At 49.1% G+C, this 16,964-nt stretch carries 15 protein-coding genes; 13 read left to right on the plus strand and 2 right to left on the minus strand.

The window, feature by feature from the left end:
* Positions 1–180: 180 nt before the first annotated feature.
* The 3 genes from RHD99_RS15055 to RHD99_RS15065 all read left to right on the plus strand — a co-directional run bounded on the left by RHD99_RS15055 (position 181) and on the right by RHD99_RS15065 (position 3,771).
* Positions 181–1,518, plus strand: a complete 1,338-nt coding sequence (locus RHD99_RS15055) for a carbohydrate porin (protein WP_309874943.1) — start codon at positions 181–183, stop codon at positions 1,516–1,518.
* Between the two features lie 473 nt (positions 1,519–1,991).
* A complete protein-coding gene (locus RHD99_RS15060) occupies positions 1,992–3,377 on the plus strand; it encodes an FAD-binding oxidoreductase (RefSeq protein WP_309874944.1) in 1,386 nt (461 codons plus the stop codon).
* Positions 3,378–3,597: 220 nt separating this feature from the next.
* Positions 3,598–3,771, plus strand: coding sequence for a hypothetical protein (locus RHD99_RS15065; protein ID WP_183271862.1), 174 nt, complete (start codon positions 3,598–3,600; stop codon positions 3,769–3,771).
* 154 nt (positions 3,772–3,925) lie between these two features.
* Here the strand turns inward: RHD99_RS15065 and icd are convergent, their stop codons facing one another.
* On the minus strand, positions 3,926–5,176 hold the full coding sequence (gene icd, locus RHD99_RS15070) for an NADP-dependent isocitrate dehydrogenase (RefSeq protein WP_133522638.1): 1,251 nt from the start codon (positions 5,174–5,176) through the stop codon (positions 3,926–3,928).
* 133 nt (positions 5,177–5,309) lie between these two features.
* Here icd and rluE point away from each other — a divergent pair, with 133 nt between their 5' ends.
* A complete protein-coding gene (gene rluE, locus RHD99_RS15075; protein ID WP_309874946.1) occupies positions 5,310–5,942 on the plus strand; it encodes a 23S rRNA pseudouridine(2457) synthase RluE in 633 nt (210 codons plus the stop codon).
* Here the strand turns inward: rluE and RHD99_RS15080 are convergent.
* Positions 5,937–6,434, minus strand: coding sequence for a methylglyoxal synthase (locus tag RHD99_RS15080; protein WP_270139313.1), 498 nt, complete (start codon positions 6,432–6,434; stop codon positions 5,937–5,939). The genes rluE and RHD99_RS15080 overlap by 6 nt on opposite strands.
* A gap of 114 nt (positions 6,435–6,548) precedes the next feature.
* Between RHD99_RS15080 and RHD99_RS15085 the strand changes: the two genes are divergently transcribed.
* The 9 genes from RHD99_RS15085 to RHD99_RS15125 all read left to right on the plus strand — a co-directional run bounded on the left by RHD99_RS15085 (position 6,549) and on the right by RHD99_RS15125 (position 16,890).
* A complete protein-coding gene (locus RHD99_RS15085; RefSeq protein ID WP_183271865.1) occupies positions 6,549–6,998 on the plus strand; it encodes an NUDIX hydrolase in 450 nt (149 codons plus the stop codon).
* A gap of 66 nt (positions 6,999–7,064) precedes the next feature.
* The gene (mnmA, locus tag RHD99_RS15090) at positions 7,065–8,177 is read left to right on the plus strand and encodes a tRNA 2-thiouridine(34) synthase MnmA (protein ID WP_183271866.1); all 1,113 of its coding nucleotides are present in this window, start codon (positions 7,065–7,067) and stop codon (positions 8,175–8,177) included.
* Between the two features lie 20 nt (positions 8,178–8,197).
* Positions 8,198–8,827, plus strand: a complete 630-nt coding sequence (gene hflD / locus RHD99_RS15095; RefSeq protein ID WP_183271867.1) for a high frequency lysogenization protein HflD — start codon at positions 8,198–8,200, stop codon at positions 8,825–8,827.
* A gap of 20 nt (positions 8,828–8,847) precedes the next feature.
* The gene (purB, locus tag RHD99_RS15100) at positions 8,848–10,218 is read left to right on the plus strand and encodes an adenylosuccinate lyase (RefSeq protein WP_309874948.1); all 1,371 of its coding nucleotides are present in this window, start codon (positions 8,848–8,850) and stop codon (positions 10,216–10,218) included.
* Positions 10,219–10,346: 128 nt separating this feature from the next.
* The gene (gene phoP / locus RHD99_RS15105; RefSeq protein ID WP_270139318.1) at positions 10,347–11,018 is read left to right on the plus strand and encodes a two-component system response regulator PhoP; all 672 of its coding nucleotides are present in this window, start codon (positions 10,347–10,349) and stop codon (positions 11,016–11,018) included.
* A complete protein-coding gene (phoQ, locus tag RHD99_RS15110; RefSeq protein ID WP_309879173.1) occupies positions 11,018–12,481 on the plus strand; it encodes a two-component system sensor histidine kinase PhoQ in 1,464 nt (487 codons plus the stop codon). Before phoP ends, phoQ begins: the two co-directional genes overlap by 1 nt.
* A 71-nt stretch (positions 12,482–12,552) precedes the next feature.
* The gene (locus RHD99_RS15115; RefSeq protein WP_183271870.1) at positions 12,553–13,674 is read left to right on the plus strand and encodes a ribosomal protein uL16 3-hydroxylase; all 1,122 of its coding nucleotides are present in this window, start codon (positions 12,553–12,555) and stop codon (positions 13,672–13,674) included.
* A gap of 405 nt (positions 13,675–14,079) precedes the next feature.
* Entirely contained in the window at positions 14,080–16,059 is a 1,980-nt protein-coding gene (locus tag RHD99_RS15120; RefSeq protein ID WP_309874951.1) for an alkyl/aryl-sulfatase, read from the plus strand.
* A 357-nt stretch (positions 16,060–16,416) separates the two neighbouring features.
* Entirely contained in the window at positions 16,417–16,890 is a 474-nt protein-coding gene (locus RHD99_RS15125; RefSeq protein WP_309874953.1) for a hypothetical protein, read from the plus strand.
* Positions 16,891–16,964: the final 74 nt, after the last annotated feature.

Raw genomic sequence — 16,964 nt, forward strand, 5'->3', positions numbered from 1 at the left:
AAAACCGTCTCCCCTCCTCTAGCTTATCCAACTTACCAGACAATATAATGCAAAACTTATGAGGCCTTTCTAATTAAACAATCAACACTTTAACTGCATTTCAGTTAAATGTGTTTATTTTGCCTTCTATTAAATTTAACAAAATTCTGTACTATTAATTTTAATTCAGGAAGAAATATAGTGAAAACAACTCTCTTACCCTTAGCTGTTTCCGTTACACTTGCACTACTCCCTACTACTGTATTCGCAACTGAAACTACAGCAGCAGCGTCTAAAACCATCGTTGCCGCTGATCCTTTAGCCGGAATTGATTTCTACGGATATTTCCGTGCTGGTGTTGCGGGTGGTGAAAACGGTTCGATGAAAGAAGCTGTCGGCGGCAGTTTTCAGAAAAATAAAGTAGGCCGTCTGGGTAATGAATTTGATACCTATGCAGAAATTGGCTTTGGAAAAGAGTTATATAACACAGGTAATCAGTCTGTTTATATTCAGACCATGATTAACATGTATGATGGTGATTCCAACAGTAATAATGGTGATAATCCATTCGGTTGGGAAAACCTGAATATGCAATTCCGTAACTTCCTGGGATTAGAAGAAACAACATGGGTTGGTATCCGTCAATATAACAAATACAGTATTGATGCAAACGACTATGACTACTGGAACCACACTAACATTGGCGGCGGGATAGAAAAAATGTCTCTGGGGCAAGGCAAGCTTTCTGTTGCCGTGCTTCATCGCGATATTGAAGAAGATAACTCAATTGGGGCTGATGGCGAACTCGACAGCATTGATGTTGATGATTTAGTCGATTCCAACCAATTGGAATTAATGTATGACAGCCAACCTCTGTGGAGTGGTGCTACCCTCGCCGTGGGTTATAAATACCTTGGTGCTGATGCCAGCGATGAGCAAATTCAGCATAACAACCACGATTATTCTGATGGCCAAACTGTTATGGCCGTCGTGAAGCAGCAGGTCCTCGATACAGGCACCAACAATACCGTCATACAATATTATTCTGATGGTTCAGCCTTACAAGGGGTAACTTTCGGTGCTGCAGATACCCTGAACGGTACAGTGAAAAGCGGTAACGGCTGGGCATTACGCAACTACGGTGTCATCCCATTAGCAAAAGATTGGGATCTGAGTCACGCAATCAACTATGCAACCGCCAACGATGTTGAGCTGTGGAATGGAAACAAAGGGGAAGGCACAACGGTCTCCGCCAGTGCCAAAGTGACCTATCACTGGTCTGACTATACCCGCACTTACGTTGAGCTGGGTTACTTCGATGATGAGAAAACTGTTGATGGGGCAAACTATGACCGCAGCGGTTCGAAATATACCATCGCTCAAGCTTTGACTTACGGTCGCGACAAACCTGAATTACGCCTGTATGCCAGCTATTTTGATAGCAGTTCAGATAACTGGGATAACTCAGGTAGCGCCTTCGAAAACGGCCATTCCAACGACACCTGGGCCGTTGGTCTGCAAGCTAACGTTTTCTGGTAATCACAGTATTTGAGGCGTGGGCAACAGATAAATGTATGCTGTTGCCCACAGCATCAGCGAATACGGTCATATTCATATTAAGAAAAGCATTAATAGTCATATTATTAATGCTCATTGATTATCGCCAGCCATGGTTCAATAAGCATAAAATATCAAATAACAACCTGAGATTTATTAATTCAAGCCCCCTCCTTCTTATCTTTATTTCTTATAAACCCAAACAAGTCGAAATCAGGAATAACCTGTTATTAATCTTTAAGCCGATTAGAAAAACTAAAATATTGGTGAACTTCTGATATCCCCACGCGCGTCATTGTCTCTGAATACCTTGATGTCATCGTCCAGATGAGTGATCGGGTACGCCTCCTGATGACGGCGAACGTCAATAAACTCCCTAATAAGTGCCACTCAAACCATCAGATCCTGGGAAAACCACCATAATTAGTAGGGATACTCAACACCAGGAGACAATCATGAAGGAGTTACAAAAGGTAAATATTGACGAGTTCAAAACGCACTTCCAGGGGGAGGTGATGCTTCCTGACAATGCAGGCTACGACGAGGTGCGCCAGATCTGGAACGCCATGATCGACCGCAAACCCGCGCTGATAGCTCGCTGCACGTCCCCTGAGGATGTGGTCAAGGCCATCGAATTTGGGCGCACGCAAAATCTCCTCATTTCGATCCGAGGAGGTGGTCACAATATCGCAGGTAATGCTGTGTGCGACGGCGGTCTGATGATCGACCTCTCGTTGATGAAGAACGTGCAAGTGGACCTGACAACCCGTAGGGCCAGCGTTGAGCCTGGCTGCACCCTTGGCGACTTTGATGAGGTTGTGCAGGCGCATGGACTCGCCACACCGCTGGGCATCAATTCGACCACCGGTGTAGCGGGCCTGACACTCGGCGGCGGGTTCGGCTGGCTGAGTCGGAAGTACGGTATGACTATAGATAATCTGCTCTCTGCGGAGGTCGTCACGGCAGATGGGAGTCAACTGCACGCCAGTGAATCAGAAAATGCGGATCTCTTTTGGGGGCTTCGGGGTGGAGGTGGCAACTTCGGTGTTGTGACTCGCTTCGAATTCCAGCTCCATCCCGTCGGCCCGAACGTACTGAGTGGGCTCATCGTCTTTCCGTTTGATCAGGCAAAGTCTGTGATCTCGCAGTTCGCCCGATTCACCGAGACGATGCCTGAAGAACTCAATGTTTGGATGGTCACGCGCAAGGCACCTCCGCTACCCTTCCTGCCCGAGGACGTTCACGGGAAAGAGATGGTTGCGCTTGCTCTGTGCTATGTGGGCGATCCTGAGGTGGGCGAGAAGTTGATTGAGCCACTGCGCGGGTTTGGTACGGTGCTCGGTGAGCACATCGGCGTGCAACCCTATACCGCCTGGCAGCAGGCATTCGATCCGTTATTGTCAAAAGGAGCGCGCAACTACTGGAAGTCACACAACTTCTCGCAACTCAGTGACGGCGTTATCGATGCCATCATCGAATACGCAGCGAAGTTGCCATCACCCCAGTGTGAGATATTCATCGGGACTATTGGTGGTCAGACGGCGAGCGTAGCACCAGAAGCAATGGCCTACTCAAGCCGGGATGCCAATTACGTGATGAATGTGCACGGTCGCTGGGAGTCCGCCACCGAGGATGAGCACTGCATCGCCTGGGCGCGCGAATTCTTCGCGAAATCACAACCGTTTGCCAGTAGCGGTGCTTACATCAACTTCCTCACCCAGGAGGAGGCCGACCGCATCGCCTTCGCTTACGGTGCGACCTACAATCGACTCGTGGAGCTCAAGAATAAGTACGACCCGACAAACCTGTTCCGGATGAATCAGAACATCAAGCCGGTATAAGACCTGGTCTTGCGCCTGACAACAGCATGCAGCAGCCGACGCGCTACGCACAGGCTGATATACAACGTTAGGCGCAGTAACCCGTGCGGGATACAAGTTCAAATTTGTATTAAAAAAACTAATGCCGATTTCCTATATTCAGGGAATATATGTTATCTACAAGGGGACAGGGATATCCAGCCCCATCGAAAAGCGGGCCATCATACGAAAGAGGAAAAACATGAAAAGATATGTTGTCGCTCTCAAAGGTGGCACGGTCGGCGACCTGTATGCCGATACGGTGCAGAAAGGTGATTTTGTGACCGTCTGGCTGCGTGATGCAGATGGTAACCCAAGCTACGTCTCTGAAATAGTAGAGGAAATCATCAAGGAGGATGAACTGCTCGATTTCTGATGCAAATAATTTCTTTACGTTGTATTCATTTCTGCCAGTTTCTTTTTACTGCGGTTGAGCTATCCGAGTTGTAATCATAAAATCCGTTTTGCAAAAGTCTTTAATAAAAAACGGGAGCACCAGGCTCCCGCTTTGAAATCAGCAAAATCGCTAATTACATATGCTTGATCATTGCGTCACCAAACTCTGAACATTTCAGTAGTTTAGCGCCATCCATCAGACGTTCGAAATCGTAAGTTACGGTTTTCGCGTTAATCGCGCCTTCCATACCTTTAACAATTAAGTCAGCCGCTTCGAACCATTCCATATGACGCAGCATCATTTCTGCGGACAGGATGATAGAACCTGGGTTCACTTTATCCTGGCCTGCATATTTCGGCGCCGTACCGTGGGTGGCTTCGAACAGTGCGCATTCGTCACCGATGTTAGCACCTGGTGCGATACCGATACCGCCAACCTGGGCTGCCAGGGCGTCAGAAATGTAGTCACCGTTCAGGTTCATACAAGCAATGACATCATATTCAGCAGGGCGCAGCAGGATCTGTTGCAGGAATGCATCAGCGATCACGTCTTTGACAACGATCTCTTTGCCGGTGTTAGGGTTTTTCAGTTTAACCCAAGGGCCGCCATCGATAAGCTCGCCACCAAACTCTTCACGCGCTAACTGGTAGCCCCAGTCTTTGAAAGCACCTTCGGTGAATTTCATGATGTTGCCTTTGTGAACCAGCGTTACGGAATCACGGTCATTGGTGATTGCGTATTCAATGGCTGCACGAACCAGGCGTTTGGTGCCTTCTTCAGAGCAAGGCTTGATGCCGATACCGCAATGTTCTGGGAAACGAATTTTCGTTACGCCCATTTCATCGCGCAGGAATTTGATGACTTTTTCAGCTTCTGCGCTGTCAGCCTTCCACTCGATACCCGCATAAATATCTTCTGAGTTTTCACGGAAGATGACCATGTTGGTCAATTCTGGGTGTTTAACCGGGCTTGGCGTACCCTGGTAGTAACGCACCGGACGCAGGCAGACATACAGGTCAAGTTGCTGACGCAGAGCAACGTTCAGAGAACGAATACCGCCGCCAACTGGAGTCGTCAGTGGGCCTTTGATAGCAACGCGGTAGTCACGAATCAGATCCAGAGTTTCTTCTGGCAGCCAGACGTCCTGGCCATAAAGTTGGGTAGATTTTTCGCCGGTATAGATTTCCATCCAGGAAATTTTCCGCTCGCCTTTGTAGGCTTTCTGCACGGCGGCATCAACCACTTTGATCATCGCAGGCGTCACGTCCACACCGATACCATCACCTTCAATGAAAGGAATGATTGGGTTGTGAGGAACATTCAGTTTGCCATCTTGCAGGGTGATCTTTTTACCTTCCGCCGGAACAACTACTTTGCTTTCCATTAACCTCTCCTTCGAGCGCTTCTTTTTGTTAATGACTTGTAATGTGCGTGTCAATACTACTTGAATATCAGGCCCGCGCCAATCACTGGTGATTTCCGTTATAATGCGTTAATCCCTAACGTCTGAAAACACTATGAATAAAACTTCTTTTAGAAATCACCCAGTTGAACGATTCAGCACGCGACGTCCTGCCAAAAAAAAGCAGGATGTTGGACCGAAGCGGCTAGTTATCTTCAATAAACCCTACGATGTTCTACCGCAATTCACTGATGAAGCGGGTCGCAGCACGCTGAAAGATTACATTCCGTTACAAGGAATTTACGCGGCGGGTCGCCTTGATCGCGATAGTGAAGGTTTGTTGGTGTTAACCAATGACGGTGTGTTACAGGCAAAACTGACGCAACCAGGCAAACGCACCGGTAAAGTCTATTTCGTGCAGGTTGAAGGTTCGCCAACGGAAGAAGCGCTGGAATCTTTACGCAAGGGCGTCACACTCAACGACGGTCCTACCCTGCCCGCTGGCGCGGAGCTGGTTGAAGAACCTCAGTGGTTATGGGCTCGAAATCCGCCGATTCGTGAGCGCAAAGCAATCCCAACAAGTTGGCTGAAAATAACATTATATGAAGGACGAAACCGACAGGTGCGACGGATGACGGCGCATGTGGGTTATCCAACACTGCGCCTGATAAGGTTTGCTATGGGTAATCTGGAGCTTGCCGATTTGGCACCGGGTGAATGGCGGGAAATTCCGCTGGAATCGCTATAAAAGCTGCTGCGTATTAACGCCGTGTTGTGTGACATGGGAGACCCGGCTGCTGAGGAACGCATCGCCATCCGGGACAGTAATTTCCAGTGCTTGTTCGAACAAAGATGAATGAATCAGGAAGTTTGCACTACACGCATTACTGGCAATGGGGATGTTCCATGCTGTTGCCAGCCGCATTAATGCTTTGACGTCAGAGTGATGGGGTACGGCACTGAGCGGGTCCCAGAAGAAAATAAGCACATCAATCTGTCCCGAGGCAATCAAATAACCCAGCTGTTGATCGCCCCCAATTGAGCCGCTCATTAACGCCAGAACGGACAAGCGTGTGTGGGTCTGCAACAGGTTCCCCGTTGTACCGGTTGCATAAATAATATGGTTGCTGAGCGCCATTTGATTATCAACGGCCCAGTTGAGAAGGTCAGGTTTGCAAGGATCGTGTGCCACTAAAGCGATACGTTTGCTCTGTGGCATAATGCGCGTGGTAAGTTGCATCGAAGTACCCTCGTGGAAAGTGCCAGACATCACGAGTATATGTCACCTTAAAAAATGTGATCCATATCACTTTAAAATGATCACGCTAACGATGTTTAAGGCAGGAGATTACTGATGTTTAAACCGCACGTTACCGTTGCTTGCGTGGTTCAGGCGCAAGGGAAATTTCTGGTCGTAGAAGAAACCATTAACGGCAAAGCGTTGTGGAATCAGCCCGCCGGGCATCTTGAAGCAGACGAAACGCTGGTTGAAGCCGCACGCCGTGAGCTGTATGAAGAAACCGGTATTCGCGCCGAGCCGCAGACGTTTATCCGCATGCACCAGTGGATAGCACCGGATAAAACACCTTTCTTGCGTTTCTTGTTCTCTATCGATCTTGAAGAACAACTCCCCACCACACCGCATGATAACGACATCGATCGTTGCTTATGGCTGGATCCGCAACAAATTGTTAACGCAGGAAATTTGCGCTCACCTTTAGTTGCCGAAAGCATCCGCTGCTATCAACGCGCTGAACGATATCCGCTCAGCATGCTGGGTGCATTCAATTGGCCGTTTAGTTAGGGGTGCCAGCCCCGGTGATGCGTGATAGAATACGCCGCCTTTAAGTTCAATGTCGTGAGTTACTCCATGTCTGATAACAGCCAGAAAAAAGTGATCGTCGGGATGTCCGGCGGTGTCGATTCCTCCGTTTCCGCATACTTGTTGCAACAACAAGGTTACAAGGTGGAAGGCCTGTTCATGAAGAACTGGGAAGAGGACGATGGCGAGGAGTACTGTACCGCAGCCGCTGATTTGGCGGATGCACAAGCCGTTTGCGATAAACTCGGCATTGAACTGCACACCGTAAACTTTGCCGCAGAATACTGGGATAACGTGTTTGAACACTTCCTGGAAGAGTACAAAGCTGGGCGTACCCCAAACCCGGATATTCTGTGCAACAAAGAAATCAAATTTAAAGCCTTCCTCGAATTTGCCGCCGAAGATTTAGGTGCCGATTACATCGCCACCGGTCACTACGTGCGTCGCGATGATGTGGACGGTAAAAGTCGCCTGCTCCGTGGGTTAGACAGCAACAAAGATCAAAGCTACTTCCTCTATACGCTTGGACACGAGCAAATCGCGCAAAGCCTGTTCCCGGTCGGTGAGCTGGAAAAGCCTGAAGTGCGCCGTATTGCCGAAGAGTTGGATTTGGCAACCGCGAAGAAAAAAGACTCCACTGGAATCTGTTTTATCGGTGAGCGCAAATTCCGTGAATTCCTTGGCCGTTACCTGCCTGCGCAACCGGGTAAAATCGTCACAGTTGATGGCGAAACCATCGGCGAGCATCAAGGCTTGATGTACCACACGCTGGGTCAGCGTAAAGGTCTGGGCATCGGCGGTACCAAAGAAGGTAGCGAAGACCCATGGTATGTGGTCGATAAAGACGTTGAGAACAATATTCTGGTGGTCGCGCAAGGTCATGACCACCCGCGTTTGATGTCAGTTGGCCTGATTGCGCAGCAGTTGCATTGGGTATCACGCGAAACGCTGACCGAGCCGTTAGCCTGTACCGTGAAAACCCGTTATCGCCAGACCGATCTTCCTTGCGTTATCACACCGTTGGATGCGGATCGCATTGAAGTTCGTTTTGAAGAACCCGTTGCCGCCGTCACTCCTGGTCAGTCTGCCGTGTTCTATCTCGGTGAAGTGTGCCTCGGTGGTGGTGTTATTGAGCAGCGTCTGCCGCTCGTTATTGAATAATAAAGAGGACGGAACCCTTAGTGGCCAAAAATTACTATGACATCACTATCGCACTGGCCGGGATTTGCCAGTCTGCCCGTCTGGTTCAGCAATTGGCTCACCAGGGGCATTGCGATAACGATGCGCTTCATGTTTCGTTGAACAGCGTTATCGACCAAAACCCAGGCTCCACGCTGGACGTTTTTGGTGGCAACGAAGCAAACCTGAAACTTGGCCTCGAAACCTTGCTGGGCGTGTTGAATGCCAGCAATCGTCAGGGTCTGAATGCTGAGCTGACGCGCTACACGTTGAGCCTGATGGTGCTGGAACGTAAACTTCACGGCAGCAAAGGTGCGATGGATAAGCTCGGCTCAAGTATTTCCGGCTTACAACGCCAACTTGAACATTTTGATCTTGAGTCCGATACGCTGCTGAGCGCTATGGCGGGGATCTATGTTGATGTCATCAGCCCGCTTGGCCCACGTATTCAAGTCACCGGCTCCCCCGCTGTGCTACAAAGCCCGCAGGTGCAAAGCAAGGTCCGCGCTTCGTTGCTGGCCGGTATTCGCGCCGCCGTGCTGTGGCACCAGGTGGGCGGTGGACGCTTGCAGTTAATGTTTTCTCGTAATCGCCTGTGTGCTCAGGCCAAACAAATTCTTGCTCATTGTTAACCTCTCTGGAGTTGTAACTTATGGAATTATCCTCACTGACCGCCGTTTCCCCCGTTGATGGACGTTACGGTGACAAAGTCAGCGCTCTGCGCGCTATTTTCAGCGAATTTGGTCTGCTGAAATTTCGCGTACAAGTCGAAGTACGTTGGCTTCAAAAACTGGCCACGCACACAGCGATCAAGGAAGTTCCTGCTTTTGACGCAGACGCAAACGGTTACCTTGATAAAATTGTTGCTGAATTCAGTGAAGAAGATGCAGCACGCATCAAGACCATTGAACGCACCACCAATCACGACGTAAAAGCCGTTGAGTATTTTCTGAAAGAAAAAGTGGCCGCCGTCCCTGCCCTGCATGCGGTATCTGAATTCATTCACTTCGCCTGCACTTCAGAAGACATCAACAACCTGTCCCACGCTTTGATGCTGGAAACCGCCCGCAAAGATGTGGTGCTGCCATACTGGCGTAAAGTGATTGACGCCGTGAAAGACCTGTCGGTTCAGTATCGCGACATTCCTCTGCTTTCTCGTACTCACGGCCAGCCTGCGACCCCATCGACCATGGGTAAAGAGATGGCGAACGTGGCTTACCGTATGGAACGCCAGTTCCGTCAGCTTGAGAAAGTGGACATTCTGGGCAAAATCAACGGCGCTGTCGGCAACTATAACGCCCACATTGCGGCTTACCCGGAAGTTGACTGGCACCAGTTCAGCGAGGAGTTCGTGACGTCTCTGGGCATCCAGTGGAACCCATACACCACGCAAATCGAACCACATGATTACATCGCTGAATTGTTTGATTGCATCGCGCGTTTCAACACCATTCTGATCGACTTTGATCGTGATGTTTGGGGTTACATCGCCCTGAATCATTTCAAACAGAAAACCATCGCAGGCGAAATCGGTTCTTCCACCATGCCGCATAAAGTGAACCCAATCGACTTCGAAAACTCCGAAGGCAACCTGGGCCTGTCTAACGCGATGCTACAACACCTGGCGAGCAAACTGCCTGTTTCCCGCTGGCAGCGCGACCTGACTGACTCCACCGTGCTGCGTAACCTCGGTGTTGGTATTGGTTATGCGCTGATTGCGTACCAGTCCACTTTGAAAGGGGTGAGCAAACTGGAAGTGAACCGTGACCGTCTGCTGGCCGAGCTGGATCTCAACTGGGAAGTGCTGGCTGAGCCAATTCAGACCGTGATGCGTCGTTACGGTATTGAAAAGCCGTACGAGAAGCTGAAAGAACTGACGCGCGGTAAGCGTGTAGATGCCGAAGGCATGAAACAGTTTATCGACAGCCTTGAACTGCCAGAAGAAGAGAAAGTTCGCCTGAAACAGATGACCCCGGCTAACTATATTGGCCGCGCCATCACCATGGTTGATGAATTGAAATAACGCCTCCAACGCCACCCTCTGCGGTGGCGTTTTTACATTCCCGCCTGTTTACTCACGGTTTATGCCCTCTGGTCGATAATTAGCGTTAAACTATTTATGCCATTTATATTATGCACTGAGGAAATACGATGCGTGTTCTGGTTGTGGAAGATAATGCTCTGTTGCGTCACCACCTCAAGGTTCAGTTGCGTGAGTCCGGTCATCAGGTTGATGCTGCTGAAGATGCCAAAGAAGCAGACTATTTTCTGAGTGAACATACCCCCGATATCGCCATTGTCGATTTAGGTTTGCCCGACGAAGACGGCTTGAGTCTGATTCGCCGTTGGCGCAGCCACGATGTGACCCTCCCTATTCTGGTTCTCACCGCCCGTGAAGGTTGGCAGGATAAAGTCGAAGTGCTGGGCGCGGGCGCTGATGATTACGTCACCAAACCCTTCCATCTGGAAGAAGTCATTGCCCGCATGCAAGTCCTGATGCGCCGTAACAGCGGCCTGGCTTCCCAGGTTATTTCTCTCCCGCCTTTCCAGGTGGATTTATCGCGTCGTGAATTACTTATCAACGACAATCTGATCAAGCTGACCGCTTTCGAATACACCATTATGGAAACGCTGATTCGCAACAATGGCAAAGTGGTGAGCAAGGATTCGTTGATGCTTCAACTCTATCCCGATGCTGAACTGCGCGAAAGCCACACCATCGACGTTTTAATGGGGCGCTTGCGTAAAAAGATTCTGGCTGAATATTCGCATGATGCTATCACCACAGTACGTGGTCAGGGCTATCGTTTCGATCTGCGCTAATCATGAAATTCATTCGGCATTTTTTACCGTTGTCTTTACGGGTCCGCTTCTTACTCGCGACTGCCGTCATCGTTCTGGTGCTGTCACTGGCCTATGGTGTTGTTGCTCTGGTGGGCTATAGCATCAGTTTTGATAAAACCTCTTTCCGTTTATTGCGCGGGGAGAGCAACCTGTTTTATACCCTCGCGACCTACGAAAATGGCCGCATTAACGTTGTTCTTCCAGAAAACTTGAATGTGAAAACCCCGACCATGGTTCTCATCTACGATGACCAGGGTAAGCTGTTGTGGACACAACGTGACGTGCCGCACGTGGCTCAGCAGATTAAAAAAGAGTGGCTTACCAGCAATGGTTTTCACGAGCTGGAAGCGAGTTTTGATACCAGCCACGCCTTGCTCGCCAACGACGAAAAGCTACAAACCAGGCTTAAAGATTTTTATGATGGCGATTATAGCTATGATGTCAGTCACTCCGTTGCCGTAAATAAGTATCCGGCGGCGGGGAAAATGCCGGCCTTAACTATTGTGGTTGTCGACACGATCCCTATCGAATTAAAGCGTTCGTATACGGTCTGGAGCATGTTTACCTGTGTGTTCCTTGCCAATTTGTTGCTCGTCGTACCGTTACTTTGGTTCGCTGCACGCTGGAGTTTGCGCCCTATCGAACACCTTTCGAAAGAAGTGCGTGAGCTTGAAAAACACGACCGTGACAGTCTCAATCCCGAAACGACACGCGAGCTGACGAGCCTTGTGCGTAATCTTAATCGCCTGCTGCGTACCGAACGTGACCGTCATGACAAATACCGCACCACATTGACCGACTTAACACACAGTCTGAAAACGCCGCTGGCCGTCATGCAAACCACGTTGCGTTCGTTGCGTACAGAAAAACAAAATATCGAAGAAGCGGAGCCGGTGATGCTTGAGCAAATCAGCCGTATTTCGCAGCAAATTGGTTACTACTTGCATCGCGCCAGTATGCGTGGCGACAGCCCGTTACTCAGCCGGGAACTTCATCCCGTGGCCCCGTTACTCGACAGCCTCTGCTCGGCACTCAATAAGGTGTATCAGCGCAAAGGCGTTACCATCACGCTGGATATTTCGCCGGAAATCACCTTCATGGGTGAGAAGAATGACTTCATGGAAGTGATGGGGAACGTGCTGGATAACGCCTGCAAATATTGCCTTGAATTTGTTGAGATCTCCGGTCGCCAGCTGGATGACACGCTGCACTTATTCGTTGATGACGACGGTCCCGGCATCCCTGAAAGTAAGCGCAACCTGGTGTTTGACCGCGGTCAACGCGCTGATACTCTGCGGCCAGGCCAGGGCGTGGGTTTGTCCGTTGCCCGTGAAATCGTGGAACAGTACGACGGTCAGATCCAAACCTCGAGCTGCGCCCTGGGCGGCGCACGTATGGAAGTGATTTTTGGCCGTCAGCGTCCAGACCGGGAAGAAGATTGAAAATACTCCCGTAACCCGGTGCCCCATCCGTTATAATCCTCGGCAGGCTCCTTCACCTGCCGGATAATAATATGGACTATCAACTCGACCTAAATTGGCCCGATTTTATTGAGAACTACTGGCAAAAACGCCCAGTGGTGTTAAAACGCGGCTTCAAAAACTTCATCGATCCCATTTCTCCAGATGAGCTCGCCGGCCTTGCGATGGAAAACGAGGTGGACAGCCGCCTGGTCAGCCATCACAACGGTAAATGGCAGGTCAGCCACGGCCCATTCCAGAGCTATGATCATCTGGGTGAAAACAACTGGTCTTTACTGGTCCAGGCCGTTAACCACTGGCATGAACAAAGTGCGCGATTAATGCGCCCGTTCCGTGCTCTGCCGGACTGGCGAATCGACGATCTGATGATCTCGTTCTCGGTGCCAGGCGGTGGCGTTGGTCCGCATTTCGATCAGTACGATGTGTTTATCATTCAAGGTGTTGGCCGCCGTCGCTGGCGTGTCGGGGAAAAAGTTGCCCTGAAACAACACTGCCCGCATCCTGATTTGCTGCAAGTTGAACCGTTCGACGCCATCATCGACGAAGAGCTGGAGCCGGGCGATATTGTTTATATTCCGCCAGGCTTCCCGCACGAAGGCTACTCGCTGGAAAACTCGATGAACTACTCGGTCGGTTTCCGCGCGCCAAGTGGCCGTGAGTTAATCAGCGGTTTCGCTGATTACGTGCTGCAACGCGAATTGGGCAGCCAACGTTATACCGACCCTGATGTGCCTGCGCGCCAGCATCCTGCGGATGTTCTGCCACAGGAAATGGACAGCCTGCGTAACATGATGCTGGAACTGATCAATCAGCCGGAGCATTTCAAAACCTGGTTTGGTGAGTTTGTTTCCCAGTCACGTCATGAACTGGACGTCGCACCGCCTGAGCCGCCATACCAGCCTGATGAGATTTACGACGCCCTGAAACAGGGTGACGCGATTACTCGTTTGGGTGGGCTACGCGTGCTGCGTATTGCCGATGAGATTTACGTCAACGGCGAGAAAATTGACAGCCCGCACCGTCCGGCCCTTGAAGCGCTGGCAAGCAATATCACCCTGAAAGCAGAAATGTTTGGTGACGCATTAGAAGATCCATCATTCCTGGCGATGCTGGCCGCACTGGTCAACAGCGGGTACTGGTACTTCGAGGACTAATGCCCTCTCCTGCCTTCTCAGCAAAAATTGACTGGCTGAGAAGGCGGGAATTTCTACCCAAACTAATTCGAGTTTCATCAAGGCGACCAAACGCGGCGTCTTCAGAATCGAGCTCAATCTGCGAGTCAAATTTTAGCTGAGATTCTCTAGCCACATAGTTCGATGATCTGTCACATCTGACCTCTCTCCTGTTAACTTTCTGCGTTCCTCCAAAGAGCCTCAAACCTACAAACATTAAATTTAAAATATTTTGTATCCACGACTGGCGAAATGTAACTCCTTGGTTATATTTAAAAAACGTTTTTGGCCTATGACAATTATTATCATTTGCATTAACGAATTATATCTCGAGGTAACTATTCGAAATACCTGAGTAGTTAGAGAGTTTTCACATAAGGATTACAAATGAGACTTAAGTTGATCGTCAAAAGTCTTGCGCTGGCAGGGCTAATCTCTTCCACTGCACTCACACCGTTGTTTGCGCAGGAAGCACCAAAAGGTGCAACGGCTTCAACAAAGCAAGCTAACGATGCACTCTATAATCAGCTTCCTTTCTCTGATAACACTGATTTCACCAACGCCCACAAAGGCTTTATCGCCGCTTTACCTCAGGAAGTCATCAAGGGTGAACAAGGGAATGTCGTCTGGGATCCACAACAATACGCTTTTATAAAAGAAGGGGAAAAAGCCCCTGACACAGTGAACCCAAGTCTTTGGCGTCAGTCCCAGCTCATCAACATCAGCGGTCTTTTCGAAGTCACAGACGGCGTTTACCAAATCCGTAACCTTGATTTATCCAATATGACCATCATTGAGGGTAAAGAAGGGATTACCGTCGTCGATCCGCTGGTTTCCGCTGAAACAGCAAAAGTTGGCATGGATTTGTACTTTAAAAACCGTGGCAACAAACCTGTTGTCGCCATCATTTATACCCACAGCCACGTTGACCATTACGGCGGCGTGCGTGGCGTTGTCGATGAAGCGGATGTGAAATCCGGTAAGGTAAAAGTGTATGCGCCTGCTGGCTTCATGGAAGCGGCCGTTGCTGAAAACATTATGGCCGGGAATGTCATGAGCCGCCGTGCCAGCTATATGTATGGCAACCTGCTGAAACCCGAAGCGACTGGACAGGTTGGTGCGGGTTTAGGCACCACAACGTCTGCGGGTACCGTTACGCTGATTGCGCCAACGAATATCATCGAAAAAGATGGTCAAAAAGAGGTCATTGATGGCCTGACTTATGACTTCATGCTGGCGCCTGGTTCTGAAGCCCCATCTGAAATGCTGTGGTACATCGAAGAGAAAAAACTCATCGAAGCCGCAGAGGACGTGACCCACACCCTGCACAATACCTATTCGTTACGCGGTGCAAAAATTCGTGAACCGTTGCCATGGTCGAAATACATCAACGAAGCTATCGTTCGTTGGGGTGACAAAGCCGAAATTATTATGGCCCAGCACCACTGGCCAACCTGGGGTAACGATAATGTGGTTGGCCTGCTGAAGAGCCAGCGTGACCTGTATCGTTATATCAACGACCAGACCCTGCGTATGGCAAACGAAGGCCTGACTCGCGATGAAATTGCGGCAAACTTCAAGCTGCCGGATAGCCTGGCGAAAACCTGGGCTAACCGTGGCTACTACGGTTCAGTCAGCCATGACGTGAAAGCGACCTATGTGCTGTACCTCGGCTGGTACGATGGCAACCCGGCAACCCTCGACGAACTGCCACCAGAAGAAGCGGCGAAGAAATTTGTTGAGTACATGGGCGGTGCCGATGCGATTCTTCAGAAAGCGAAAACCGACTTTGATCAGGGTAATTACCGTTGGGTGGCGCAGGTTGTCAGTAAAGTCGTCTTCGCCGATCCGAATAACCAGAATGCACGTAATCTTGAAGCGGATGCGCTGGAACAGTTGGGTTATCAGGCAGAGTCTGGCCCATGGCGTAACTTCTACCTGACCGGTGCTCAGGAGTTGCGTAATGGCGTGGTGAAAGGACCAACGCCGAATACGGCAAGCCCGGATACCGTTCGTGCTATGACGCCTGAAATGTTCTTCGACTACCTTGCCGTTCACATCAACGGTGAAAAGGCAGGTAATGCCAAAGCGGTGTTTAATATCGATTTGGGTAGCGATGGCGGCAAATACAAGCTGGAGCTGGAAAACGGTGTGCTGAACCACACCGCTAACGCCGAAGCGAAAGACGCCGACGCCACGATTACGCTGAACCGTGACACGCTGAATAAGATCATCCTGAAAGAAGAAACGCTGAAACAGGCTGAAGATAAAGGTGATGTGAAGGTAACCGGTAACGGTGCGAAGATGGACGAAATGTTGGGCTACATGGACAAGTTCGAGTTCTGGTTCAATATTGTGACACCATAAATAACCCCCCTGAGGCTTAAACACCTCAGGGGTATTTCCTTAGGTAATAATCAGCGCGTTACTCTTCTTCTTTCCCTTCATTTTATTCACAATAAAAAACCAGGCTAAATACCATCATTATTTAATAGGAAGAATCTGGTTTATTAAAAATAAAATCAGCAATGTTTGATAAGTGCTTTATAAATTAAATAGTTAAAGAAGATCTTCACAGTGCAATAAAAGAACGACAAAGTTTTTTATTATATAAATAATGTTGTGATAAAAATTAACGAAGCATTTATGATTCTAGAAAAGTTGCATCAACAACTTCAAATACCATATTTGATCTCTCACATAGAGAGTCTACCAGGAATAAGTATGAAACTGATTAATCTCATTGGCATTTTTACTCTGACTTGTAGCATGTCATCTTTTGCTGAAACAGCCAGTTTTGAGCAGCGCCATGATGTTCGTGAGTCTGTTCGGGAAGGAAAACACGATGTTCGCGAAGGTAGTCGTGAATATCGTGTAGATAATAACACTGACATTGGCGATAACTCGAATGTAGACGAACGCCATGAAATTCGTGAAAAAGGTCGAGAAACTCATCACGATATACATGAAGCAAGCCGTGAGAATCGTATAGATAATGCGCCGCGATGGAATGGTAATAATGGTGAGCATCTAAAAAATATCGATGGAAACCACGACAGTCGGCAAAAAAATCGTAACAAAGACCAGACTAAACGAAATCATGACCGCAACAAAGACCAGAGCAAACGAAATCAAGAACGTAACAAAGATCAGAGCAAACGAAATCAAGAACGTAACAAAGATCAGAGTAAGCGTTAATAAAGACTGAATCGTAACTAAAGACAGTTCTGGCACTAAACTGACCGTCATATTATCGATAATCTAATACAACA

This window comes from Buttiauxella selenatireducens (assembly GCF_031432975.1).
Classification (GTDB): domain Bacteria; phylum Pseudomonadota; class Gammaproteobacteria; order Enterobacterales; family Enterobacteriaceae; genus Buttiauxella; species Buttiauxella selenatireducens.